The following is a 26,235-nucleotide window of genomic DNA, read 5'->3' on the forward strand; positions in this document are numbered from 1 at the left end:
GTAGTGATGCCTAAAGTTGTTATCATAGGACGACCTAATGTAGGAAAGTCAACATTATTTAACAGATTAATTGGAAAGAGAAGAGCTATTGTTGATGAAACTCCCGGTGTAACTCGTGATGCAATAAGGGATATCTCTGAGTGGAGTGGGCGAACATTTGATCTTGTAGACACCGGTGGTATTGTAGCTGATGTAGAAGATCCTTTACTTGATGCTGTGTATAAAAAAGCGGTATCTGAGGCAGAGGATGCCGATGTCATACTTTTCATGGTAGATGGAAAGGATGGTATTACAGCTGTAGATGAGCGTATCGCAGAACTATTAAGACCTTATGCTGATAAGGTTATTGTCGTTGTTAATAAGATTGATAAAGCCGGTGAGGATTCTCAGTACGAATTTTATTCCCTTGGTTTTGACGATGTTATAGGGATTTCGTCTATGCATGGTACTCGCACAGGAGACTTGCTTGATAAGATTGTAAGCAGATTTCCTGAAGAAACAGGTGAAGCGGAATCATATGATGAACTGTATCCTAAAGTTGGCATTGTGGGAAGACCTAATGTAGGTAAATCCACGCTACTAAATGCCCTTCTCGGCAAAGAAAGGGCTGTTGTCAGTGATATTCCAGGTACGACAAGAGATGCTGTTGATGATATTTTGGAAACTCCTCAAGGAACTATCTATTTTGTAGATACTGCAGGTTTACGCAGAAGAAAAAATAAGCTCGACAAGCTTGAATACTATGCTCACACAAGGTCAGATAGAGCTATTAAAAACGCCAATATCATACTTCATGTGGTAGATGCTACAGAAGGTTTTACCCATAAAGATGCCGAGATTGCAGGTGATATGCTTGATAGGGGCAAAGGTTATATACTGCTCCTTAATAAGCTTGATGAAATTGTCGAGAAACCCGCAGATGTAGCTAAAAAATTTAGAGAGATTAAGAGGGAAATCATAGGTGAAAGGCCGTATCTCAGAGGTATCAATATCCCTATTATGGGTATATCTGCTAAAGAAGGTTGGAATGTAGATCGCATTGTAGATGAGATATGGAAAGTAGCTGAATCCCATTCCATGCGCATACCAACTTCTGAATTAAATCGCTACATTGAAGAATTTACAGATTACTATACTCCACCAACTAAGATCAACAAGCCATTTAAGGTTTACTACACAACTCAGCCGAGTATTAGACCTCCTATTATCGTTATGTTCGTCAATCATGATGAAGTTGCCGATAACTACATTACTTTTTTGCGTCGCCGTATTCATAAAGACTTTGGATTTTATGGTGTGCTTCCTGTTATTAAGCTGAAACCGAAGGAGCGGGAAAAGAAATGAGATTTCCTATAGAGAAGAAACTTCATGTCCACTTTATTGGTATTGGCGGTATAGGAATGAGTGCACTTGCCTATGCCCTTGCGGAAATGGGACATGACGTGAGTGGTTCTGACATTAGGGAGGATTTTTATACGCGTTCTTTCCTTGAAAGTGTTGGTGTGAAAATCTACACAGGTCATAGTCCATCTCATGTTGCTGGTAGTATAGACTTAGGTGTTGTTAGCACTGCAATATCTCCTGCAAACCCAGAGTTTAGGGAGTTTCTTAGAAAGAATATTCCTATTGTGCACCGCTCCCAAATACTCGGTGCTTTTACAAAGGCCAATACTACTATCGGTATTACTGGTGCTCACGGTAAGACGACGCTGACATACTATATTGCTAAAATCTTGTTAGATGCCTTTATTGACCCTTCTATAATTATTGGTTCCACGATGTCGGAACTCAGTGGTAATAATGTTCGCGTAGGGGGGGAATTACTTGTTGCAGAAATAGATGAGAGCGATAAATCGTTACTTAACACATATCCCGATTATCCTGTAATTCATAGTATTGATATTGAACACATGGATCATTATTCATCTTACGAAGATATTTATGATACTTTTTTACAATACGGAGCAAAAACGCCGTGGTGGGGATATACATTTATCAATGTGAATTATGATGATTTATATAACATGGCAGTTTCCTTGGACAACAAAGGTGTTCATGTAATTAAATATGGTTTTGCTGATTCGGGGAAAGAAGCCGATTATGTTGGTTTCTTGGGAGATGGAAAGCTAACCGTTGTTAAGGGTGGTAGTAGGCTTACGTCGTTTACATTAAGGTATCCTACCAAATATAACTTTGAAAATGCCCTCGCGGCGTTTGTCGTTACCCATATGCTAGGTGTGGCACCGGCCGTTATTGCATCCGCCCTTGAAGATGCGGGTATGCCTGGAAGACGTCTTGAATATAAGGGGGCATGGCATGGAGCTACAGTACTCGAAGATTATGCCCATCATCCAAGGGAGATAAAAGCGCTCCTTGATGGTGTTAGGCAGATGTATCCAGGTGCCCAGGTATGGGGGGTTATCCAGCCCCATAGGTATTCCCGTGTCAAAGCCCTATGGGACGACTTTAGAGATGTTATATCTCAGTTTGACAAGGCCTTTGTCATGCCTATATACCCTGCCAGTGAAAAACCCATAGAGGGTATTACAACGGAAAATCTTATCGAAGGAATAGATAGTGCATTTTATTCTACTTGGGATAATATTGTCAGTAATCTCATGCAAGCAAAGCATGATACAAATGGTAAGGTTGTTATCGTGCTTATAGGTGCTGGCGATGTCTATAAAGTGTGGAAACTTCTCAGCAACGAGTGATAAAGATGTTTGATGGTACGTCTCTTGGTAGGATGTACCCAGTGCGGTGCTATCTGACACGCAGGCTCTAATACAAAGATTCTTTCTGTCATATAAGGGTGTGGCACCTTTAGCTGGGGGTGCTCTATAACATAATCTTCTATCAGCAATATATCTAAATCTATGGTTCGTGGTCCCCATTTGTATGGCCGTTCTCTACCATGAAGTTCATATTCAATTTTTTGCATGTGTTGAAGTAGCTCTAGGGGATGAAGGAAAGTTTCTAACACGGCCGTGGCATTGAGAAAGGTTGCTATTGCTGGCCCCCATGCTTCATATGGCATAATGCGAGATATCGTTGCAACACGTGTCTTTTCTAAATTATCAATAGCATATATGGCTTTTTTAATAAATGCACGGCGATCCCCTTTATTACTTCCTAGTGCTATTAATACCCTCATGCTCGTATTATACTAAATACAAACTGCTCTAAAGAGGTGATGTATATGTCATATGTTCTCTCTCTTGATGAAGGCACAACAAGTGTGAGAGCTATTATTTTCAATGAAAAAGCCGAGATTGTCGGAGTAGGCCAACATGAATTTCGTCAGATATATCCCCAGCCCGGATGGGTGGAGCATGATCCCGAAGATATTTGGAATGCACAACTGGCATCAATTAACGATGCACTAAATATGGCGTCTTTAAGTATTAGCGATATCAGTGCCATCGGTATCACCAACCAGAGAGAGACAACCATATTATGGGATGCCAAAACAGGTAAACCTGTATACAACGCCATTGTGTGGCAATGTCGAAGAACAGCAGAAATGGCACAACAATATGCTGAAAAGTATAAAGAGCTTATCAAGAAAAAGACAGGACTTATTCCTGATTCATACTTTTCCGCCTTTAAAATTAAGTGGATTTGGGATAATGTGCCAGAGGCGAGGAATCTTGCCAATCAGGGACGCTTAAGATTTGGCACTATAGATTCCTTCCTTGTGTGGAAACTGACAGAGGGTAAGGTACATGTAACTGATGTTAGTAATGCATCACGCACAATGCTTATGAATATACACACACTACAGTGGGATGAAGAGCTTCTTGAGCTGTTTGGTGTTCCCAAAGACATCCTTCCGTCTATTGTGCCATCTTCTGAGATTTATGGCTATGCCACGGCACTGGGAGGTAAGGTGCCCATATCCGGTATGGCCGGTGACCAACAGTCGGCATTGTTTGGACAGGCCTGCTTTGAAAAAGGCATGGTTAAAACAACATATGGAACGGGGACATTTATATTGGTCAATACAGGAACAAAGCCGAGATATGCTGATGGGCTGTTGACCACTGTTGCCTGGAAAATTGGGGAAGATACATTTTATGCTTTGGAAGGTAGTGTTTTTGTATCGGGCTCAGCCGTGCAGTGGCTTCGTGATGGGCTTGGCATCATTGAAAAATCTGCCGATATTGAACCTTTAGCCACATCGGTACCTGATAACGGTGGAGTATACTTTGTTCCTGCACTGGCTGGACTGGGGGCTCCATATTGGGACCAGTACGCAAGAGGACTTCTTATAGGTATCACAAGGGCTACAACAAGGGCTCATATTGCAAGGGCTGTCTCAGAGGCAATAGCATATAGCACAAGAGATGTCATAGAGGTAATGAAAGATAGTGGTGTAGATATTAAACAGATAAGGGTAGATGGCGGTGTGTCCCGCAATAATTTCATTATGCAGTTCCAATCAGATATGTTGGGAGTACCTGTTGTAAGACCCGAGATTACAGAGACAACGGCACTTGGTGCTGCTTTTCTTGCAGGACTCAGTGTAAATGTATGGAAAAGTATAGAGGAAATACAACAGATATGGAAAGAAGAGAAAGTTTTTACCCCTTCTATGAATAAAGAGGAAAGTGATAAACTATACTTTGCTTGGAAACAGGCTGTTAAACGCTCACTAAATTGGGTAAAAGATATAGAGAGGTGATACACATTGTCAGAGGTATATGATGTTGTTGTTATTGGTGCTGGTATTAGCGGTTCTACAATTTTCTATCTGCTTAATAAGTACCAGATAAAAACTTTACTCGTTGAGAAGTCCGCAGATATTGCTGGTGGTGGTGCCACCAAGGCCAACAGTGCCATTATTCACTCAGGTCATGACCCTAAACCGGGTACACTAAAGGCCAAACTCAATGTTAGGGGTAATTATCTGTGGCATAAGTGGGTTGAAAAGTTAAATATTCCTTTTTACCCTACAGGTGCAATGATTGTTGCCACCGAAGAAGACAGACAGGAGACTATTTATGAGCTGAAAGAAAGGGCCAAAAAGAACGGTGTAGAGGCCTATATTATCAGCGGTGAAGAGGCAAGAAAAAGAGAGCCGCATCTGACAGAGAAGACAACTATGGCACTGGTTACTCCCACTGCCGGTATTATTCATCCCATGAGGGCCGCTATAGCCCCTGTTGCCAATGGTATCAAAAACGGAGGAGAGCTAAAACTTCTTACTGAGGTAACAAATATCACCCGTGATGAGGAAACGGGGCTTCTAAATGTCCATACCAACAGAGGTATTTTCAAGACCAGAATTGTTATCAATGCCGCAGGTCTTTTTGCCGATAAGATTATGGCTATGGTAGGCGAAGACTGGTTCAAGATTACCCCTCGTAGAGGAGAATACCTCATCATAGATGACGATGCCCCTCTGCATGTTAGTACTGTGCTATTTCCAACACCAACCCCGATTTCTAAGGGTATACTGGTGCTTCCCACAGTTGGTATGGAGGTTATGATTGGTCCCAATGCCGAAAACCTTGATAAGCCTGATACGGCTACAACACTGCATGGCCTTCAGACGGTTATCAAAGGTGCTAAGAAACTGGTTCCGTTTGAATACGAAAAGTGGGCATTTGCATCGTTTGCTGGACTGCGTCCAACAGGGAATACCGGCGATTTTTACATAGCCCATAGTGAAACTGTGAAAGGTGTTATTCATGTGGCCGGTATAGAATCCCCAGGTCTTGCTTCAGCACCGGCCATTGCCGAGATGGTTGTTGATATGGTAGGAGAACTTATAGACCTCAAAGAGAAGTCAGAGTGGGATGATACATACGAGTTTCCACCGTATATCAAGTTCTTGCCAGAGCAGATGAGAAGAGAATTGACAAAGGCCCGCGAAGATTATGGAAAGATTGTTTGTAGGTGTAGACAGGTTAGTGAAGGAGAGATTGTTGATGTTATTAGACTGACTCCTGGTGTTAACGATGTCGATGCCATCAAGAGAAGACTTGGTGTAACAGGTGGCCATTGTGGTGGCACTTACTGTCTGCCTAAGATTATGGAGATATTGGCTAGAGAAAAAGGTATTCTTCCCCAATATGTAAAGAAATCTGCCGATAAAGAAAAGGCCTTTTTTGTTTCTGTAAAAGGTGGTGATGTCAGGTGAAAGTTGCCGTTATAGGTGCAGGTAGTGCCGGTATGGAGGCTGCCAAGACACTTGCCAGTAATGGTGTTAAAACAGTTCTTGTTGATGTAGAGGAGCGTATGGGAGGCATACTTAACCAGTGTATTCATCCGGGCTTTGGGCTTCATATGTTTGGTGAAGAGCTAACCGGCCCTGAATTTGCTCAACGTCTGGAAGATACTATAAAAGATTTAAATATTGATGTTAGAACAAATACCTATGTCAAAGCTTTACAGGTAAAAGATGGTAAGAAATCGTTGGTGCTTCAGGCTCCGAAACTTGGAGAATACGAAGAGGAGTTTGACAAAATTATTATTGCCACAGGTGCAAGAGAGCGCACACCGGCCGGTATACTGACACCAGGTCACCGAGTTGCCGGTATTTATACAGCTGGATTGGCACAGACATTTACCAATATAAAGGGGTGGCTTCCAGGAAATAAAGTGCTTATAGTCGGTTCAGGCGATGTGGGACTTATTATGGCAAGAAGACTGACCCTTGAAGGAGCAGAAGTTGTTGGTGTTATTGAAATCAATCCATTTCCCGGAGGTCTTCCCCGTAATGTGAAGGCCTGTCTTGAAGATTTTGGTATACCTCTTTATTTATCAAGAAAAGTTATTCATATAGAGGGTAAAGATGGAAGAGTGCATAAGGTTTATGTGGCAAAGGTAGATGGACAGTGGAATATTATCTCTGACGATTATGAAGTGTTTGAGGTGGATACCGTTCTTTTCTCTATAGGCCTTATACCAAACACCGGTCTTCTCAAACACTATGTTCCTATCAAGAAGGGGTTTTATGTAGACTTCGACCAAAACTTTATGACAGATATACCGGGTGTACATATCATAGGCAATAGTGCGATGATATTCGACCTTGCTGATCATGCGTCACTGTCAGGTAAAATGGCGGCCAATGCTATTTTGTCGGAAATAGTAATAGATAAGAAAATTCCTGTTGTATCCGAAGGTCTTACTGTATATCCTTCTCATATTACTTTGCCACTTTTAGAGAACTGTGTAAAGATATTTATTCGTGTAAGAAGACCTGTTGCTTCTGCCACTATACATGTGTCCACTGATCACGGCCAGATAAAACACGAGATAAAAGATATTGTGCCAGCCCAGATGCTTGAAGTGTGTGTGCCCGGTGATATGTTAAAAACGGCCTTTGCATTGAATGTGGCATTGGAGGTGCATGAATAATGAGGCGTCAATGTAAGTGCATAATGTGTCCTGTAGGGTGTGAAATAGAGATTGTTCTTGATGACAGTGGGAATGTTGTTGAAGTTATTGGAGGTCTATGTGAAAGGGGAAGAAACTTTGCCAAAGAGACAGCTGGTCAGAATATGCAGATTGTAACAACAACAATAAAGCTAGCGAAACCTGTAGGAGAGGTTAGGGTAGTGCCCGTAAAAACACTTACTCCTGTGCCTGTATCCCAGATGAAGGAGGTTGTTTCTTATCTTAAAACACTTGTTGTGCAACCACCTGTAAAAGTGGGAGATGTTATAGCTGATAATATCGGAGGTAAGCATATAATAGTTGTAGCCACTCGTTCCGTTGGAACCTCTTGACATACTGGAAGCTTCCTTGTATAATTTATTTGCTTGGTCGGTCGGGGCGTAGCGCAGCCAGGTAGCGCACTCGTTTGGGGTGCGAGTGGTCGGCGGTTCAAATCCGCCCGCCCCGACCATTTTTGTTTTTGAAACTTAAATATTCCACAATATGCGATTTTCCCTCCTTTTATTCGATAATAAATGCAAGGTCTTGCTGGTACATACTTATTGATGTATACTTATTTCCTTAAGGGTGATAAAATTGATAAGGATATAAAACATATGCAAAAGGAGGGATCGGTATGGTAAGAGTTGCCATAAACGGTTTTGGAAGAATTGGAAGACAGGTTTTCAAGGTCCTGTTTGAGAAGTATCGTGATCAGGTGGAGGTTGTTGCTGTAAACGACCTAACGGATGTTAAAACCTTGGCTCACTTGCTAAAATATGATTCTAACTATGGAAAGTTTGAGGCAGATATTCGCACCGAGGGAGATTATATTCTTGTCGACGATGTAAAAATTAAAGTCTTGGCAGAGCCAGATCCTGCCAAGCTTCCTTGGAAAGATTTGAATATAGACATTGTTGTTGAGTCTACTGGTAGATTCCGCGAAAGGGATAAGGCAGCCAAGCATCTTGAGGCTGGAGCTAAGAAGGTTATTATCTCTGCACCAGCAAAGGGTGAAGATATTACTATCGTGCTTGGTGTTAACCACGAAAAATACGATCCTGAAAAGCATCATATCATTTCTAATGCTTCTTGTACAACAAACTGTCTTGCTCCTGTAGCCAAAGTTCTACAGGACAGTTTCGGTATTAAGCGTGGTCTTATGACAACAGTTCACTCTTACACCAACGACCAGCGTATTCTCGACCTGCCACACAAAGACCTACGTCGTGCAAGAGCAGCTGCTATTAATATCATTCCTACCACCACAGGTGCTGCTGCAGCAATTGGTAAAGTTATTCCTGAGCTTAACGGTAAGCTTGATGGTATGGCCATGAGAGTGCCTACATCTACTGTTTCTATTGTTGACCTTACTGTGGAGCTTGAAAAGCCTGCAACTGCTGAGGAAATCAATGCCGCTATGAAGAAAGCCGCCGAGGGCGAGCTTAAAGGTATTCTTGGATATTCCGAGGAACCACTGGTATCCTCTGACTATAAGGGTGATCCAAGATCTTCTATCTTTGATGCTCTTGAGACCAGAGTTATCGATGGTAACTTTGTGAAAGTTCTTTCTTGGTACGACAACGAGTGGGGTTACTCCAATAGAGTTGCAGACCTTATTGTATACATAGCCTCCAAGGGGCTGTGATAGCCATGGAGCTGCACAAACTTGATGAAGTTAAGGTTAAAGGTAAAAGAGTGCTGGTAAGGGTGGACTTTAATGTCCCCCTTACCAGCGATGGTGAAGTTGCCGATGATACACGTATAAATGCAGCAATACCTACCATTACCCATCTAATGAAGAATGGAGCAAAAATTATTCTTGTATCCCATTTGGGAAGACCTAAGGGACAAAGAAAACCTGAGCTGTCCTTAGTACCTGTTGCAAAGAGATTGGCTAATATTCTTCGTAAAGAGGTATTGTTCGTTCCTGATGTTATAGGAGAAGAGGTTGAAATGGCTGTTTCTTCACTTGAAGAAGGCGATGTTCTCATGCTTGAGAATGTGCGTTTCTATCCAGAGGAAGAGAAAAATGATCCTGAATTTGCCAGGAAACTTGCGTCTTTGGGAGATATATTTGTTTCCGATGCTTTTTCTGTCGCACATAGAGCCCATGCCTCTAATGTTGGTGTAGCTCAATATCTTAAGGCATATGCTGGTTTTCTTATGATAAAAGAGATAGAAAATCTTGGTATGCTACTTGATCCATCGGATGAGCTAAGACCATACTATGTCATTATGGGAGGGGCCAAGGTTTCCGATAAAATTGGTGTTATTGACAATATCCTTGACAAAGTAGACGGGCTCTTTATTGGTGGGGGCATGGTCTTTACATTCCTCAAGGCTAAGGGGTATGAAATCGGTAGATCTTTGCTAGAAGAAGATTATATTGAATACGCCAAAGAGGTTATGAAAAAAGCCGAAGAGACAGGCAAGAAAATTGTTTTGCCTACTGATATTGTGGTAGCCGATAGCATTGATGCAGACACCGGTGAGGTTGTTCCCGTAGATGCTATTCCTGCCGATAAGATGGGCCTTGATATTGGTCCTGAGAGCATAGAGCTTTTCAAGAAAGAGCTTGCCGATGGAAAACTTGTATTCTGGAATGGACCTATGGGTGTATTTGAAAAAGACGCATTTGCCGAGGGTACCAAGGCTATTGCAGAGTACCTTGCCCAGAAGTGTGAAAAGGGTGAGATGAAAGTTGTGCTTGGTGGAGGCGATTCTGCAGCAGCAGCACATAAGTTTGGGGTAGCTGATAAGTATACCCATGTATCTACTGGCGGAGGTGCTTCCCTGAAATTCTTAGAGGGTAAGACGCTTCCTGGTATACAGGTTCTTTATTGGTGAGGGGGTGTTTCTGTGAGAAAGACTATTGTTGCCGGCAATTGGAAAATGAATGGTTCTACACTAATGACAAAGAAAATTATTATAGGTACAATGGCTCGTCTATGGGATGTAGACTTTAATGAAAACCTTGAGGTGGTATTTATTCCGCCGTTTATATATATTCCTATAGCTTCTGATCTTGTTAAAGATAGCAGATATGAGATTGGTGCCCAGAATATGTACTTTGAAGACAAGGGAGCATTTACTGGTGAAATTGCACCTGATATGCTCAAGGATTTTGATGTCAAGTATGTTGTGTTAGGTCACTCCGAGCGCCGTCATATCTTTGGAGAATCCAATGAGATGATAGCCAAAAAGGTAAAGAAGGCTGTAGAAAAAGAGCTTGTGCCTATACTGTGTGTTGGCGAGACACTGGAAGAGCGCGAAGAGGGTAAAACATGGGATGTAATTCGTGAGCAACTGGAGACAGCTCTTAGTCAGTTTGACACTTTGCCAGAGATTGTGATTGCCTATGAGCCTGTCTGGGCTATAGGTACTGGTAAGGCTGCAACTAAAGAAGATGCCGAAGAGGTTATCTCTAAGATTAGAAGCTGGATCAAAGAAAAATTTGGAACCGATGAGGTGTCAATACTCTATGGTGGTAGTGTGAAACCTGCCAATGTAGAAAACTTTGCCTCTTCCCAAGAAATAGATGGGGCACTTGTTGGAGGGGCTTCCCTAAAACCCGAAGATTTTGCTATAATTGTTAAAACATTTGTTGGAAGGGGTTGAAGTGGGATGAAGGAAGCAATAATGATTGGTGTTGCTATTGTCTCTGCAATACTTCTTATACTTATTGGTATACAGGAGCCCAAAGGAGAAGGACTGGGTGCTATTGGTGGTACAGCGTCTATTTTTCACGGTTCGTCTCCTAGACAAAAGTTACTAGACAAACTCATTATTGTGTTTGCTGTATTATTTGCCGTTGGTGTGTTTGTTGCTGGTCTTATGTAAGACTGGCTAAAACAATAAAAACAAAAAAAACCTAGTTCTGGGAAGGACCGTAGAGTCCTATCTCGGGCTATGGAGGAGGTGCGATTATGTTTAACAAGGAGATTAAACAGCAGATTATTAAGGAGTTTGGTAAACACGAGGGAGACACAGGTTCTACAGAGGTGCAGGTGGCTATTTTGACAGCCAGAATCAAGCATCTTACAGAGCACCTGAAACAGCATCCCCACGATTACCACTCCAAGAGGGGCTTGCTGAAGCTTGTTGGTCGTAGAAAAAAGCTTCTCAAGTACCTCAAGAGGAAGGACATGGAAGCCTACCTATCTCTTATTAACCGTCTCGGCTTGAAGAGATAAATTGGGTTGGGCTCCGTGGAAAGGAAGTGAACAAGGTATGGAGAGAAAAAAGATTATAGAAGTAGTAGAACTAGAAGAGGGTAAACAGATAGTCTTTGAAACAGGCTATGTGGGTTTACAGGCAAATGGTTCTGTATTCGCTAAAATAGGAGATACAGTGGCCTTTGTTGCATCTGTTATGAGTAAGGAGCCCAGATTGGACATTGATTTCTTCCCTCTACTAGTTGAGTACGAAGAAAAACAGTATGCCGTTGGTAAAATACCTGGCGGTTTCTTTAAGAGGGAAGGAAAACCTTCCGAAGCTGAGATTTTGAGGGCGAGATTGATTGACAGATCAATCCGCCCTCTTTTCCCTGAAGAGATGCGCAATGATGTAGAAGTTATTGCTATGATTCTTGCCAGTGATAGTACTAATCCACCAGAAATCGCAGCTATGAATGGTGCTTCGGCAGCACTGTATATCTCTGATATCCCGTTTAATCATCCATTTGGTGCTGTAAGGGTTGGACTTATTGATGGTAAATTCGTAATAAACCCAACATTTGAAGAGTTAGAGAAGTCTGATTTGGACTTAGTTGTTGCCGGTATCGAAGATGGTATCGTAATGGTTGAGGCAGGCGCACGAGAGGTTTCCGAAGACACAATGATAGAGGCAATGAAATTTGCCCACGAGTATATCAAGAAGATTATTGCTGGTATTAAGAGACTTCGCGAAAAAGCTGGAAAAGAGAAGGCTGAGGTGCCACTTGTAGAAATACCAGAAGACCTTAGAGAGTTCATTATGTCTTACAAAGACGAGATACTTGCTGCACTACTTGAGGTTGAAAAGAAAGAAAGAGAAAAGAAAGTTTCCGAGGTAAAGACCAAGATAAAAGAAGCAGTAGAGGAAAAGTGGGCCGAAAACGAAGACTATATAAAGGTGTTTGATCTAGCCTTCAAAGAAGTAGAAAAGAAAATTGTTCGCCAGTATATGAAAGAAACAGGTAAGCGCGTGGATGGTAGAACATTTAAAGAGATTAGACCTCTCAGTGCTGAAAAGGGTGTTTTACCTGTTGTTCACGGTAGTGGCCTGTTTACAAGGGGGCAAACTCAGGTACTTAGCATTGCAACATTGGGTAGTTTCTCTGATGTTCAAATTATTGATAGTATTAGCGTTCAGGAGGAGTTCAAGAGATTTATTCACCATTACGATTTTACACCGTTCTCTACCGGAGATATTAAACCAAGAAGAGGTCCCAGTCGCCGTGAAATTGGTCATGGTGCGTTGGCAGAAAGAGCGCTTAAGTATCTTATTCCTTCTGAAGAAGAGTTCCCATATACTATTCGTGTAGTCAGTGAGGTTATGGAATCTAACGGTTCTACCTCAATGGCCAGTGTGTGTGCAAGTTCCATCGCACTGATGGATGCTGGTGTACCTATGCCCAAACATGTCGGTGGTATTGCTATGGGTCTTATCAAGGAAGATGACACCTTTATTATTCTTACAGATATCCAAGGACTTGAAGACCATCTTGGTGATATGGACTTTAAGGTGGCTGGTACCCGAGATGGTATTACAGCTCTCCAGCTCGATATTAAGGTCAAGGGTATCACATTTGAAATCATGAGACAGGCGCTGTATCAGGCTAAAGAGGCAAGGTACCAGATACTTGATGTCCTTTATCAGGCTATTCCTGCTCCAGATGAGATTCCTGAAACAGCTGATAAGATTTTCTATATGCAAGTTCCCGTTGAAAAGATTGGGGAAATCATTGGACCCGGTGGAAGGGTTATTAAAAAGATTATTGCCGACGCGGGTGTAGAAATAGATATCAATGATGAAGATGGAAAAGTTTTCATCAAGGGCAAACATATGAGCAACATAGAAAGAGCTAAACAGATTATCGAAGCTATTGTTAGAGAACTGCATGAAGGTGATGTTATAGATGGTAAAGTTACACGTATTGATCCCAAACTTGGTATTTTCCTCGAAATAGCACCTGGCAAAGAGGGATTACTCAGAGTAGATGATCTCAGCCCAAATAGACTTGTTTCCGTCAATGACTTTGCTAAGATAGGAGATACGATCCGAGTGATTGTCAAAAGTATAGATGCTATGGGCCGTATAAACTTCACCCGCAGAGGTCTCGAAGAATGGAAGAAGGAAGAAGAAGAAGCTCGCAAGACAGGTAATCTCCGTGTTCCAAGACCCCCAAGGCAATCACATGGTCGTAGACATGATAATAGAAGAGATAATAGGGGACATGGAGGCAGAAGAGACGGAGGCAGGCGAGACGGATAGTATGAACGTTATTTATAGCGGGGGAGAGATTATCTCCCCCTTTTTTATTTAGAGCTGGGTATAATATTCACATGAGAGGTGATAGTGTGCAACGAATAGAAGTTAAAGTAAAGTTGAAACCCGGTGCCAAATTGCCATTTTATGCAACAGATGGTTCTGTTGGCGCTGATTTATATGCATATCTTGAAGAACCTTTAGAACTCAAGCCTATGGAGCGATACATGGTTCCGACGGGGGTGTCTATCGAATTGCCACCAGGCTATGAGGCACAAATTAGACCTCGGAGTGGACTTGCTGCCAAATATGGTATAACAACTCTTAACTCCCCAGGTACCATTGACTGGGATTATCGTGGTGAAATAAAAGTTATACTCATTAACCTTGGTAACGAATCTTTTACCATTGAACATGGAATGAGAATAGCTCAAATGATTGTCGCTCCTGTTGTTATAGCAGAGTTTACAGTTGTAGACTCTCTATCAGATACCAGGCGTGGTGAAGGAGGTTTTGGACATAGTGGTACACGCTAAATGGGAATCTTATCTTGCAGAGGCTATAAAACGATGCAATAGATGCCCTTTACATGAAAGCAGAACAAATCCTGTTCCTGGAGAAGGCAATCCCAACGCCTCCCTTATGTTTGTTGGAGAAGGTCCTGGAGCTGATGAGGATAGAATGGGAAGACCGTTTGTTGGGAGAGCAGGTAAAAGATTGGATTTATGGATAACAGACTATCTGGGTATGAAACGTTCAGATGTTTATATAGCCAATACGGTAAAATGTCGTCCGCCTGGTAATCGAGTACCTACAGATAGTGAGATGGCTATGTGCTTCCCATATTTATTAGCCCAGATATCGTTTATAAAACCTAAAGTTATAGTGGCACTTGGAAAAACAGCCGCTCAAGATTTACTAGGCTTTCCCAAGGCAACCTCTCTTAAGCTTCTCCGGGCTGATAATCCCTATAGAAGGAACGGATATTATGTTGTTGTTACATATCACCCTGCAGCAATACTAAGAAACGCATCCTATGAATCCGCAGTTAGAGAAGATTTAATAATAGCAAAGAAACTGTTAGAGGTGGGCTGATTATGGTTAGATGGATTGTGATTAGTGGTATAGATGAAGTAGGTAGAAATTGCCATTTGCTAGAGACAGATGATGAATTGTATATTGTTGATTGTGGTGTGAGATTTGGCACACTAAAAGAACCAGGTATAGAATATATCATTCCTGATTTTTCCTATATTGTAGAGAATGCCGATAAGTTAAAAGGGGCATTTTTCTCTCACGCTCACGAAGACCATATAGGAGCTGTCCCATATCTTTTAGAATCTTTGAAAGGAAAACTAAATCGTCTAGATATATACAGCGCTCCACTGACTTTAGAGATGCTTAAAGACTATGTGGGTGGGCATCATGGCATAGCTGTGAATATGCGAGCTATACATCCTCGAGAGGAAATTCGTATATCACATAACTTAAGTGTTTTACCGATACACGTCAATCATAGTATTCCCCATGCCTTGTCTTTGGCTTTTTATACGAAAGAGGGAAAAATCATATATACCGGTGATTTTAAAATAGATCAAAATCATCCTACAATGGAAACAACTGATCTTCATACCTTCGCACGACTTGGGGAAGAAGGAGTAAAACTACTTCTTTCTGATAGTACCAATGCCGATGAACCGGGCTTTGGTACTTCTGAGATGAAGGTCAGAGAAGGATTAGAAAAGGTTTTTGCTACATATACAGATAGAAGAATTATCATTAGTGTATTTGCTTCTCATGTTAGTCGAATTGAACTTATTATGAGTCTCGCTAAGAAATATGGTAGGGTAGTAGCAGTTGATGGTAGGGGAATTGTAAAGATTACCCAACTGTCACGAAAATTAGGTTTTCTCGCCGACTATGACGATATTATTGTCTCTGTATCTGATGCCCTAGCATTGCCACCTGAATCTCAGGTTATATTAAGCACGGGCACTCAGGGAGAACCCTTATCTGCCCTAACTCGTATGGCATATGATAAACATAGATTTATCAAACTTCAACCGGAAGATGTTGTTGTTATATCTGCTGACCCGATTCCCGGCAATGAAAGAGCTATATTTGACGTTATCAATCGTCTGTTTAAGAAAGGAGTAGAGGTTGTATACTCGGAATATTTTCTTGTACATGCTTCGGGTCACGCTTCTATGGAGGAACTGAGATTGATGCTTAATTTAGTAAGACCTGAATACTTTGTACCCATACATGGTGAAAGAAGACAATTGGTATCTCATAAAAAACTTGCAATAGAAACGAGGGCAGTTAAGGAAGATAACGTATATCTTTTAGAGCGAGGAGATGCTATAAGGTTCGAAGACGGTAAGGCTACTATAGAGAAAGAAGTGGCTTCAGCTAGAGAAATTCTCGTTGATGGCGGGGTTGTTGATATTTCTACTCAAGTTGTAAGTCAGCGTATGGAGCTTGCAAAGGATGGTATTATCATAGCTATCTTTACACTTGACAGGAGAAATAAAGCCAAACTCCAAGATCTTGTTGTTAAAGGGGCCTATGTAGGTGATGAAAAAGAACTTCAGAGTCTTAAACAGTACATATCATCGGCAGCAGGTGAAATTGTTTCTCGACCTGATCTAACAATTAAGCAGAAAGAGGATATGATGAAAGAAAAAATAGCATCCAAGCTGGCATCTAAATGGAGGCAAAAGCCTCATATAGAAGTCAGAGTTATACCTGTTCATTAGAGAGCAGAGAGCGTATACGCTCTCTGCTCTCTATAAAGTCTTCAATATCGTTGAATTCTCTAATCTCCAGTAGTATGATTCTCCCTTTTAGAAATGGAATAAGTTTATTCCAATCTACAGTGCCATGTCCTATAGGTTTGTGCTCATCGTATTTCCCATTATTATCGTGAGCATGAATGTACTTAATACGTTCAACAACATCATAGGCATTTCTCATACCGTCAAAGTTCCATCTCATTGTATTGGCATGTCCTACATCGAGGCATATACCGGCGCTGGGAAATTTTCTTACAAATGCTATGAAGCTATCAAGTCGTGAAAACAACTCTCTTTTTACCCCATTTTCTATAAGAAGAGTGGTACCTGTTATTGAGGCCACTTGAAGTAAACGATAAATAGAATCTTCTGAAGATGACATGTTAATGTGTGAAAAATCTACAGATTTTGTACCAGTAGGTTTGCCTGTATGTACCACGGCGAGGCGTGCTCCTATTCGCCTCGCCGTGATTAGTGCTCGTGTTGATAGCTCCAGTGATACCCGTCGAATATCTGGGTTTGCACTAGCAATGTTCATATCAAGATATGGTAGATGCACTGAAAGTTTTAGATGAGTATCCTTGAAAAATCGATAAGTTTCTTCTATCCCATTTTCTGATAGTAAAACAAGCCCATCTCCCCATAGCTCAACCCCATCAAAGCCATATTCGAGTGCCAGTTTAGCCGTTTCTATCCCTTGTTTGTCACCAAATGATGAAGCGGGGAGAAAGAACATGCTTTTAATCCTTCCTCTTAGGAATGATACAGATGAAATTCATAGGCTCATCGCCTACATTAATAAACTGATGCATAATATTTGGTGGAACATATGCGGCAGTTCCTGGTGTAAGCTCATAATCTCCAAATTCAGTATGAAGCTTACCTTTACCCTTTACAAAGAAAATTTCATGCTCCCATTCGTGTTTGTGGTAAGGTGTAGCTTTTCCAGGTTCCACCGTGAAGTATCTCATTTCAAATGTGGGAACCCCGATATCCTTTGATAAAAGCCACTGAATCCATACTCCCTCCAAACCATAAACCTCTTCTTTGGGATGAGTATCAATGTGTGTAATGAATGGCTTTTGCATATTTTCCCCCTCCTTTGTTATAATCTAAATGTAGTATATCAAATATCCTTCAGAAAGGGGGAATCCGTAAATGGATAGAAAGAAAGTCATCATCATGGGGGCGGCAGGTCGCGACTTCCACAACTTTAACACTTATTTTAGAGACAGAGAAGAATATGAGGTGGTCGCCTTTACCGCCACACAGATTCCAGACATCGAGGGAAGGGTATATCCCGCAGAGCTTGCAGGAAAACTTTATCCTGAGGGTATTCCCATATATCCTGAGGAGCAGCTTCCCGAGCTTATTAAGAAACATAACGTTGACTTTGTAGTATTTTCCTATTCAGATGTATCTCATGAATATGTAATGCATAAAGCTAGCCTTGTTCATGCTGCTGGTGCATCCTACATGCTTCTTGGTCCCGGCCATACAATGTTAAAATCCTCTAAGCCAGTTATTGCTATCGTTGCCGGTCGTACTGGTTCTGGTAAATCTCAGACAACAAGAAGAGTTGTTGAGATTCTCAGAAATATGGGTAAAAAAGTCGTTGTTGTCAGACACCCAATGCCTTATGGTGACCTTGTAAAGCAGAAGGTACAGAGATTTGCTACCTATGAGGATTTGGATAAACATAATTGTACCATTGAAGAAAGGGAAGAGTATGAGCCACATATTGACCGTGGTGCTGTTGTCTATGCCGGTGTAGACTATGAAGCTATTCTCAGAGAGGCAGAGAAAGAAGCAGATGTTGTTCTTTGGGATGGTGGAAACAATGACTTCCCATTCTATGTTCCAGATTTAACTATCACTGTTGTTGACCCACACAGGCCGGGACATGAGGTCACATATCACCCCGGTGAGACTAATGTTCGTATCGCCGATGTTATTGTTATCAACAAAGTTGATACTGCTGATCTTGAAAATATCGAGTTCGTAAGAGAAAATGTCAGAGCAGTTAATCCAGATGCTGTTATTATTGAGGCAGCATCTCCACTGTTTGTTGAAGATCCTGATGCCATTCGCGGTAAGAGAGTATTGGTTGTTGAGGATGGTCCAACTCTGACACACGGAGAGATGTCTTATGGTGCCGGTTACATTGCAGCAATCAAGTATGGTGCTGCTGAAATTGTCAGAGCAAAGGAATTTGCTGTGGGAACCATCAAAGCTGCTTACGAAAAATATACTCAGATTGAAGAGGTCCTTCCGGCTGTTGGTTATAGTGAACAGCAGCTTAAAGACCTTGAGGAGACTATCAATGCCACAGATGCTGATGTTGTTGTTTCCGCAACACCTATCAATCTACAGCGTGTTATCAAGGTTAACAAACCAATGGTTAGAGTTAGATACGAGCTTCAGGAGATTGGCAAGCCAACCCTTGAAGACATCATCAAAAAGCAGTTTGCTTAATATTATAAATTTATCACCATTGGGGGCACTACCGGTGCCCCCTTAACACATTAGAGGGAGGGATGAAATATGGCTATTAATATGAAAGGGAAAAGTATTACCTCTATGCTTGATCTTTCTAGAGAGGAAATTTGGCAGATTCTTGAATTTGCTAAACAGATGAAGCATGAACGCCTTGCAGGTAAAAGACATGATTACCTTAAAGGTAGAACTCTTGCCATGATTTTCCAGAAACCATCTACCCGTACAAGGGTATCCTTTGAGGTTGGCATATATCAGCTTGGGGGTTATGCACTCTATCTTGGAGCAAACGATCTGCAGCTCAGAAGAGGAGAAACTATTGCAGATACAGCCAGAGTTCTTTCTAGATATGTAGATGGTATCATGGCTCGTGTCTTTGACCACAAAGATATAGTAGATCTAGCAACATATTCTAGTGTTCCCGTAATCAACGGTTTGTCAGACTTTGAGCATCCTATGCAGATTTTGGCCGACTTTCTAACAATTTGGGAAAAGAAAGGGACACTTGAAGGTCTAAAATTTGCATATGTTGGTGACGGAAACAATGTGGCAAATTCTCTTATATTTGGTGCCGCTACCATCGGTATGGATATATATGTTGCATCTCCTAAGGGATATGAACCTCTGCCAGAAGTAGTTGGTAAGGCTCAGGAAATTGCTAAGAAATCTGGTTCTAAGGTTGTTATTACTAATGATCCCATTGAGGCAGTAAAAGATGCAGATGTTATTTACACAGATGTATGGGCATCTATGGGACAGGAAGCAGAGGCCGAACAGAGAAGAAGGATTTTTGAGCCATATCAGGTAAATCCAGAACTTGTAAAACATGCCAAAGAGGATTATCTGTTTATGCACTGTTTGCCAGCACACAGAGGAGAAGAGGTTGTAGATGAAATTGTTGACGGACCAAATTCTGTCGTATTTGATGAAGCAGAAAATAGACTTCATGCCCAGAAAGCCGTAATGGCCCTTATTATGAGGTAGGTGATATTTTATGAAGGTTGTCATAGCCCTAGGGGGAAATGCCATACAACTGCCGGGTAGTAAGGGGGATGCTTTTTCTCAACTTAAGGCATGTAACCAAACAGCAGAAAGCCTATTTAAAGTGCTTTCCGATCCTGGGGTAAAGGTGGCATTGACACACGGTAACGGTCCACAGGTTGGTATGGAACTACTTAGACATGATATTGCCAAAGACAAACTGCCACCATTTCCCATGGATTTTCTCGGGGCTATGACCCAGGGATATATTGGTTATATGCTCTCTCAGTCTATTAGAAATATCTTTGATAAGCATGGTGTGAATAGAGGAGTGGCCACTATTGTTACCCAGGTTATTGTTGACCCTTCCGATCCTGCATTCGAAAACCCTACTAAGCCAGTTGGGCCGTTTTATAGCAAAGAAGAGGCAGAAGAACTTATGGCTTCCAAAGGCTGGGTTATTAAAGAAGATGCCGGCAGAGGATATAGAAGGGTTGTTCCATCTCCGGAACCACTTGATATTGTGGAGCTAGAGGAAATTAGAGATATATATGAGGATGGCAAGATTCCTATATCTGTTGGTGGTGGAGGTATACCTGTTATCAAGACAGAAGAGGGACTTCGTGGTGTAGAGGCCGTTATAGATAAGGATCTTGCTTCAGCACTTCTCGCTAACAAACTGGGAGCCGAAAAGCTTATAATACTTACGCAAGTAGATAAGGTATATATTAACTTTGGCAAACCTGAACAGAAGGGGCTCGATAGAGTATCTCTTGAGGAAATAAAAAGATACTATGAAGAGGGACATTTCCCTGCTGGTTCAATGGGACCTAAGGTTAAGGCAGCAATTAAGTTCTTGGAAAGAGGCGGCAGCGAAGTTATTATCGCATCTCTCGAAGATGCAGCTCTGGCTATTCAGGGTAAAGCAGGAACAACAATTTTCAAGTAAGCATGAGGTGAGATAACATGTTGGGAAGTTCCTCTACACTGATAATGCTGTTGGATATACTTATTGTTACATTATTTATATATAATTTGCTTAAGATACTACAAAGTGTAGGGGGGCTTCCCCTTGCTATTAGATTTGTAACAGTTGCTTTTATACTGTCTGTCATTTCTTGGGTTTCCAAGCACTTTCATATCCTCATATTTACAGGATGGGTTGCCGACAAGGTGCTAGCCATTCTGTTGATTTCTGTTCCTATTATTTTTCAGCCCGAGTTTCGAAGAGCTCTTCAAAGATTTCAGCTTCTTCGTTTTCCCTCAAGTAAGTCAATAAGTTTTCGTGTCATTGATGAAGTTTTACTTGCATCTGAATGGTTAAGAAAAAATGGATATGGAGCGTTAATTATCATCGAAAGAGATGATGTGATAGGTGATGTGGAGGCAGGAAGAGGTACTATAATAGATGCTCTTCCCAAAGCTAAGCTTATAGAAACAATCTTTTATCCGGGATCTCCACTTCATGATGGTGCAGTTATTATTAATCAAAAAGGAAAAATATGGGCGGCTGGCTATGTGGTACCTATTCCAGAGGACATCAACATAGACACCAGTTTATATTCTCATTTCGGAACAAGACATACAGCTGCCCTTGCTATAACCCGTGAAAAAGATGTTGTGGCCATCATTGTATCAGAAGAGAAAAAGTGGATAAAAATCGCATATAAAGGCAAAATATTAGACGATACTTTTAATGCTTCTCCTCGTGAGATATTAACCAAATTACTTATAAGAGAAAAGGAAGAAGAAAAGAGAAAAAAATCTTCTAATGTGAAATCTAGAAATAGACGGCAGAGAAAGAAGGGCGATCGAGATGCAACAGAATAGAGGTATACTAATTACTCTGTCTCTATTATTTACATTAGCACTTTGGTTCGCGATGTCGCAGACTATCACTCCTTATACAGAAAGAGTATTCACTGGGGTAAAGATTCAAATAAGGGGCTTAGGTGATGATAGAGTTATATTAAGTGATGTACCTCTGGTCAATATTCGCGTTAGAGGACCCGAAGATATTGTTTCAACTATGCCACAACCCGTTGCATGGGTAATGATTCCAGCAGGTGCTGTAGGAGATGTTGTCCTCAGTGTCAATGTTGACTTACCATCAAGTGTTAACTTAATAGATATAAGTCCTTCATCTGTAGCATTGCGAATAGATGTTATAAAATACAAAAATGTAAAAATTGAAGTGTTAACTGCTAGTCGCACAGATATAACCAGTCAGTTTGAAATACTGCCACCTCGTGTATCTATAAAGGGTCCTTCAAGCATTGTTAATTCTATTGCGAAGGCTGTGATTGTTCTTGACAAAATGCCCAAAGAGGCTATCAAAGTTTCGGCTTCTGACCTCATGCTTATAGATGTTTCTGGCAAACCTAAGGATAAAAAACTTATCTCAATAGAGCCATCCGAAATAAAACTTTCACCATTTACTATAAAGCAAGATTATTTACAGCTACCTGTTATTCCTGTTATCAAAGGTTATGTCCAAGGAGAATATGTACTTGCCGGAATGAAAATTGATCCCAGCTTTGCTGTAGTAAAAACCTCTACAGATAACTTGCCTGTATCTTTTATCAAGACCGCTACTATAGATTTACATGGTGAGTATCCTTCATCTATTGAAGTTTCTCTAAATGACAAGCCTTTACAAGGATTGGCATCCATCATTTATCCACCTCACAAAAAAGTTACTATTCGATTTTTATGGCAGAAAACCAAAGTATATAAGATAAAGACAACGGTTAATGGTACTCCGTGGATTGTTATGATTAGGTGTCCCGATAACATTGAGCCACCTCCAGATATAGTAGATGATCACGGGAATGTAAAAACAAATAAATTACCCGATACCTGTGTGGTAATCTATTCAGGTGTTTATTGAAGGGAGGGATTTCTATTGAAATGGTTTGGTACTGATGGAATTCGTGGTATTTTTGGTGAAGACCTAACCCCAGACATAGCCTTTAAGCTAGGTGTAGGAGTAGCAAGATATTTCTCCAAAGGAAGCAAGCCCACAATTATGATTGCCAAAGATCCCAGACTTTCCTCTGATGCCCTTGAAGCATCGCTAATATCAGGTATTCTCAGTGCTGGTGGAGATACAATAACCCTTGGAATTCTTCCCACTCCTGGACTTGCTCTTTTGGCATCCCTTAATAAGGAAGTAAATGGTGCAGTGATGATATCTGCTTCCCATAATCCCATAGAATACAATGGTCTTAAAGTATTTAATGGTAAAGGAGAAAAACTCGAACCTACAGCAGAAGAAGAAATAGAGCATCTTATGGAAATCCCCTTATCTGCATCGTGGGATAAGGTTGGTAGCAATATTTTATATCCTGAGGCCACAAAGAGTTATATAGATATCCTGTTTGATAGAATAGGGGATATTGACTTAAAGGAAGAATTTATACTTGTAGATACTGCCCATGGTGCAACATGTAATGCAGCTGTTTACGCCCTTCAAAAAGGGGGGGCAAGGGTAAACGCCCTATTCGGGTATCCTGATGGATGGTGGATAAACAACAAATGTGGTGCTACCCATCCAGAAGTAGTGGCCAAGGAAACAGTTAATCTTGGAGCTGCATATGGTTTTACTTTCGACGGTGATGGAGATAGAGTCTTTATGGTGATGTCAGATGGCATGGTACTAACAGGTGATCACCTACTTGCTGTATTGGCATATTACCTTAAGGAAAAGGGCCTTTTGGGGCAGTATGTTGTATCTACAATAATGGCCAACCTTGGTTTGGAAGCCTTTTTACGTGATATGGGTATCACTCTAATAAGAACACCAGTAGGCGATAAGTACGTGTATGACGAGATGAAAAAAACAGGTGCAATACTAGGTGGTGAATCGTCAGGACACATTATTCTTATGCCTGTTAACAACACTGGAGATGGCATTGGCATAATGCTTTATATACTGCATGCTATATACAGTGATGGTCTGGATATCGAGGAAGTTTTGCGAAACTTTACCCTTTATCCTTCAAGGATGTATAACCTTAAAACTAAATACAAACATGAATTGGCCAATCATCCTAAAGTCAAGGAAATAGTGAATAAATATACAACAGAATATGACGGTATAGCCCGTATTATCGTTAGGCCATCTGGTACCGAGCATGTTTTAAGAATATCAGTAGAAGCACAAAATAACGAATTAGTGGTAAAATTATTAGAAGCTATAGTTAGTGAAATACAAGATGTGGAAAATTCACTAAGGAGTTGATAATATGTGCGGAATAGTTGGATATATAGGCACAGATAAAAAGGTTCCTGTTATTATCGACGCATTAAAAAGATTAGAATATCGTGGTTATGATTCCAGTGGTATAGCTCTACTTATGGAAGATGGTAGTGTAGTTATTGAAAAGAAAAAAGGTCCGATATCTGTCTTAGAATCGGAGCTGACAGATATCTGGAATAGCGATAAGGTATTACTAGGAATAGCACATACAAGATGGGCTACCCACGGTGAACCTAATGACACAAATGCCCACCCACATACTGACTGTACTGGAAGGGTCGCTGTCGTACACAATGGTATAATAGAAAATTTCCAACATCTTAAGGATATGCTTATTAAAGAAGGGCATATATTTAAGTCTGATACAGATACCGAGGTCATTGCCCATCTTATAGAAAAATATCTAAAAGAAACAGGAAACCCATTTGAGGCATTTAAAAAGACCATAGATACTCTTGAGGGGGCTTATGCACTTGCTGTGATCATTGCCGATGAAAAAGATAAGATCTTCTTCGTTAGACAACAAAGCCCTATGGTAATAGGTAAATCTGATAAGGGTACTTATATAGCATCTGACATTCCAGCTATTCTGCCATATACCCGCGATATTATGCCACTTGAAGATGGTACATATGGTTATATCGATGGCAAAGAAGTCGTCTTATTCGACAAGGAAGGTAACCGCATACCATTTACTCCTATCAAGATAGACTGGGATATAGAATCAGCAGAGAAAAAAGGCTATCCACACTTCATGCTTAAAGAGATTCATGAGCAACCTCAAACAATACAAGATGCTTTGCGTGGTCGTATAGATATAGCTAAAAGTGAAATAGTAATGCCAGAACTTGATAGTCTTGTTGATAAATTAAAGACTGCGAAGAAAGTATATATTACAGCATGCGGAACAGCATTTCATGCCGGTCTTATCCTGAAATATTTGCTAAAAACATATACTGACCTTTCTGTAGAAGCAGATGTTGGTAGCGAGTTCAGATATATGCCATGGGATCTATCTCGAGACAAAGATGACAGTATTGCTGTTGTTATAAGTCAGTCCGGAGAAACTGCAGATACTATTGCTGCTATGAGACTTATTAAATCTTATGATATTCCCGTTATTGGTATCGTCAATGTAGTCGGATCGACTATATACCGTGAAAGTGATGTTCCTTTGGTTATCAATGCTGGCCCTGAAATAGCAGTTGCCTCTACTAAGGCTTATACCAACCAACTTATTGTTGGTTATCTACTTGCAATGTATGTAGCCAAATTGAGAGGTTTCATAGACAAACAGTTTGAACACCAATTTGTATCTGATATGCTGGCACTACCTAACCTTATATCTACGGTTCTCGGTGTTGAAGAAACTGTTAAAGATATAGCACTAAATATCAAAGATTCTAGTAATATCTTCTTTATCGGTAGACTTCTTGACCATCTTATTAATATGGAAGGTTCATTAAAACTAAAAGAGATATCCTATATCCATTCTGAGGCTATTCAAGCAGGTGAACTAAAACACGGACCACTGGCCCTTATATCAGAGGGTACTCCAGTAATAGCTACTGTGCTTCAAGATAGGGTAAAGGAAAAACAAATTTCCAACATCATAGAGGTTAGAGCACGAAAGGCAAAAACCATAGTTCTAGGATACAGAGACGATATAGAAGCTCAATCTGTAGCCGATATGTTTATAGGGCTACCTCGCATTGACTCTCTTTTTGCTCCTATTGCTGGAATTATTCCACTACAACTTCTTGCATATCATGTAGCTGTTATGCGTGGTAACAATGTTGATAAACCACGAAATCTTGCAAAGTCTGTAACTGTTGAATAGGAGGT

General features: G+C 40.9%; 25 protein-coding genes and 1 tRNA gene. 23 read left to right on the plus strand and 3 right to left on the minus strand.

Annotated elements, in window-relative coordinates; all coding sequences use genetic code 11:
* Nucleotides 1-6 precede the first annotated feature (6 nt).
* Nucleotides 7-1,344 (plus strand): ribosome biogenesis GTPase Der, encoded by a 1,338-nt coding sequence (der, locus tag GM182_RS03740; protein ID WP_449187251.1) that lies wholly within the window; start codon nucleotides 7-9, stop codon nucleotides 1,342-1,344.
* A complete protein-coding gene (gene murC, locus GM182_RS03745) occupies nucleotides 1,341-2,714 on the plus strand; it encodes a UDP-N-acetylmuramate--L-alanine ligase (RefSeq protein ID WP_449187252.1) in 1,374 nt (457 codons plus the stop codon). The genes der and murC overlap by 4 nt, the downstream gene beginning before the upstream one ends.
* Here murC and folK read toward each other — a convergent pair.
* The gene (gene folK / locus GM182_RS03750; protein WP_449187253.1) at nucleotides 2,681-3,154 is read right to left on the minus strand and encodes a 2-amino-4-hydroxy-6-hydroxymethyldihydropteridine diphosphokinase; all 474 of its coding nucleotides are present in this window, start codon (nucleotides 3,152-3,154) and stop codon (nucleotides 2,681-2,683) included. The two genes, murC and folK, sit on opposite strands and share 34 nt — an antisense overlap.
* 39 nt (nucleotides 3,155-3,193) lie before the next feature.
* Between folK and glpK the strand changes: the two genes are divergently transcribed.
* The 14 genes from glpK (at nucleotide 3,194) to GM182_RS03820 (ending at nucleotide 16,616) form a co-directional block, all read left to right on the plus strand.
* Nucleotides 3,194-4,684 (plus strand): glycerol kinase GlpK, encoded by a 1,491-nt coding sequence (gene glpK / locus GM182_RS03755; protein WP_449187254.1) that lies wholly within the window; start codon nucleotides 3,194-3,196, stop codon nucleotides 4,682-4,684.
* A 6-nt stretch (nucleotides 4,685-4,690) separates the two neighbouring features.
* Complete coding sequence (locus tag GM182_RS03760; protein ID WP_449187255.1) at nucleotides 4,691-6,145, plus strand: NAD(P)/FAD-dependent oxidoreductase; 1,455 nt, start codon at nucleotides 4,691-4,693, stop codon at nucleotides 6,143-6,145.
* Entirely contained in the window at nucleotides 6,142-7,368 is a 1,227-nt protein-coding gene (locus tag GM182_RS03765) for an NAD(P)/FAD-dependent oxidoreductase (RefSeq protein ID WP_449187256.1), read from the plus strand. Before GM182_RS03760 ends, GM182_RS03765 begins: the two co-directional genes overlap by 4 nt.
* Nucleotides 7,368-7,739, plus strand: a complete 372-nt coding sequence (locus GM182_RS03770) for a DUF1667 domain-containing protein (protein ID WP_449187257.1) — start codon at nucleotides 7,368-7,370, stop codon at nucleotides 7,737-7,739. The genes GM182_RS03765 and GM182_RS03770 overlap by 1 nt, the downstream gene beginning before the upstream one ends.
* Before the next feature lie 42 nt (nucleotides 7,740-7,781).
* A tRNA-Pro gene (locus tag GM182_RS03775) sits at nucleotides 7,782-7,858 on the plus strand.
* Nucleotides 7,859-8,023: 165 nt separating this feature from the next.
* Entirely contained in the window at nucleotides 8,024-9,034 is a 1,011-nt protein-coding gene (gene gap / locus GM182_RS03780; protein WP_449187258.1) for a type I glyceraldehyde-3-phosphate dehydrogenase, read from the plus strand.
* Nucleotides 9,035-9,039: 5 nt separating this feature from the next.
* Complete coding sequence (locus tag GM182_RS03785) at nucleotides 9,040-10,236, plus strand: phosphoglycerate kinase (RefSeq protein ID WP_449187259.1); 1,197 nt, start codon at nucleotides 9,040-9,042, stop codon at nucleotides 10,234-10,236.
* A 12-nt stretch (nucleotides 10,237-10,248) separates the two neighbouring features.
* Nucleotides 10,249-11,007, plus strand: coding sequence for a triose-phosphate isomerase (gene tpiA / locus GM182_RS03790; protein ID WP_449187260.1), 759 nt, complete (start codon nucleotides 10,249-10,251; stop codon nucleotides 11,005-11,007).
* A 6-nt stretch (nucleotides 11,008-11,013) separates the two neighbouring features.
* Nucleotides 11,014-11,229 (plus strand): preprotein translocase subunit SecG, encoded by a 216-nt coding sequence (gene secG, locus GM182_RS03795; RefSeq protein ID WP_449185802.1) that lies wholly within the window; start codon nucleotides 11,014-11,016, stop codon nucleotides 11,227-11,229.
* A gap of 86 nt (nucleotides 11,230-11,315) precedes the next feature.
* Nucleotides 11,316-11,582, plus strand: coding sequence for a 30S ribosomal protein S15 (gene rpsO, locus GM182_RS03800; RefSeq protein ID WP_449185803.1), 267 nt, complete (start codon nucleotides 11,316-11,318; stop codon nucleotides 11,580-11,582).
* 37 nt (nucleotides 11,583-11,619) lie between these two features.
* A complete protein-coding gene (locus GM182_RS03805) occupies nucleotides 11,620-13,863 on the plus strand; it encodes a polyribonucleotide nucleotidyltransferase (protein WP_449185804.1) in 2,244 nt (747 codons plus the stop codon).
* Between the two features lie 95 nt (nucleotides 13,864-13,958).
* Entirely contained in the window at nucleotides 13,959-14,393 is a 435-nt protein-coding gene (gene dut, locus GM182_RS03810; RefSeq protein ID WP_449187281.1) for a dUTP diphosphatase, read from the plus strand.
* The gene (locus tag GM182_RS03815) at nucleotides 14,380-14,952 is read left to right on the plus strand and encodes a uracil-DNA glycosylase (protein ID WP_449187282.1); all 573 of its coding nucleotides are present in this window, start codon (nucleotides 14,380-14,382) and stop codon (nucleotides 14,950-14,952) included. Before dut ends, GM182_RS03815 begins: the two co-directional genes overlap by 14 nt.
* Before the next feature lie 2 nt (nucleotides 14,953-14,954).
* Complete coding sequence (locus tag GM182_RS03820) at nucleotides 14,955-16,616, plus strand: ribonuclease J (protein ID WP_449185805.1); 1,662 nt, start codon at nucleotides 14,955-14,957, stop codon at nucleotides 16,614-16,616.
* Here GM182_RS03820 and GM182_RS03825 read toward each other — a convergent pair.
* Nucleotides 16,600-17,388, minus strand: coding sequence for a sugar phosphate isomerase/epimerase family protein (locus GM182_RS03825; protein ID WP_449185806.1), 789 nt, complete (start codon nucleotides 17,386-17,388; stop codon nucleotides 16,600-16,602). The genes GM182_RS03820 and GM182_RS03825 overlap by 17 nt on opposite strands.
* 4 nt (nucleotides 17,389-17,392) lie before the next feature.
* Entirely contained in the window at nucleotides 17,393-17,740 is a 348-nt protein-coding gene (locus GM182_RS03830) for a cupin domain-containing protein (protein ID WP_449185808.1), read from the minus strand.
* Between the two features lie 70 nt (nucleotides 17,741-17,810).
* On the opposite strand from GM182_RS03830, the gene GM182_RS03835 reads away from it, so the two are divergent.
* The 7 genes from GM182_RS03835 to glmS all read left to right on the plus strand — a co-directional run bounded on the left by GM182_RS03835 (nucleotide 17,811) and on the right by glmS (nucleotide 26,230).
* The gene (locus GM182_RS03835; protein WP_449185809.1) at nucleotides 17,811-19,127 is read left to right on the plus strand and encodes a cyclic 2,3-diphosphoglycerate synthase; all 1,317 of its coding nucleotides are present in this window, start codon (nucleotides 17,811-17,813) and stop codon (nucleotides 19,125-19,127) included.
* A 69-nt stretch (nucleotides 19,128-19,196) separates the two neighbouring features.
* Nucleotides 19,197-20,132 carry an ornithine carbamoyltransferase gene (gene argF, locus GM182_RS03840; RefSeq protein WP_449185810.1) on the plus strand — a complete coding sequence of 312 codons (936 nt, stop codon included), beginning with the start codon at nucleotides 19,197-19,199 and terminating at the stop codon, nucleotides 20,130-20,132.
* Between the two features lie 10 nt (nucleotides 20,133-20,142).
* Nucleotides 20,143-21,078 (plus strand): carbamate kinase, encoded by a 936-nt coding sequence (arcC, locus tag GM182_RS03845; protein WP_449185811.1) that lies wholly within the window; start codon nucleotides 20,143-20,145, stop codon nucleotides 21,076-21,078.
* Nucleotides 21,079-21,095: 17 nt separating this feature from the next.
* Complete coding sequence (locus GM182_RS03850; protein WP_449185812.1) at nucleotides 21,096-21,959, plus strand: diadenylate cyclase; 864 nt, start codon at nucleotides 21,096-21,098, stop codon at nucleotides 21,957-21,959.
* Nucleotides 21,946-23,019 (plus strand): CdaR family protein, encoded by a 1,074-nt coding sequence (locus tag GM182_RS03855; RefSeq protein ID WP_449185813.1) that lies wholly within the window; start codon nucleotides 21,946-21,948, stop codon nucleotides 23,017-23,019. Before GM182_RS03850 ends, GM182_RS03855 begins: the two co-directional genes overlap by 14 nt.
* 15 nt (nucleotides 23,020-23,034) lie before the next feature.
* A complete protein-coding gene (locus GM182_RS03860; RefSeq protein WP_449185814.1) occupies nucleotides 23,035-24,372 on the plus strand; it encodes a phosphohexomutase domain-containing protein in 1,338 nt (445 codons plus the stop codon).
* Between the two features lie 4 nt (nucleotides 24,373-24,376).
* On the plus strand, nucleotides 24,377-26,230 hold the full coding sequence (gene glmS / locus GM182_RS03865) for a glutamine--fructose-6-phosphate transaminase (isomerizing) (protein WP_449185815.1): 1,854 nt from the start codon (nucleotides 24,377-24,379) through the stop codon (nucleotides 26,228-26,230).
* Nucleotides 26,231-26,235 lie beyond the last annotated feature (5 nt).

The sequence above is a fragment of the Zhurongbacter thermophilus genome, assembly GCF_026184435.1.
GTDB lineage: Bacteria > Coprothermobacterota > Coprothermobacteria > Coprothermobacterales > JAADFF01 > JAADFF01.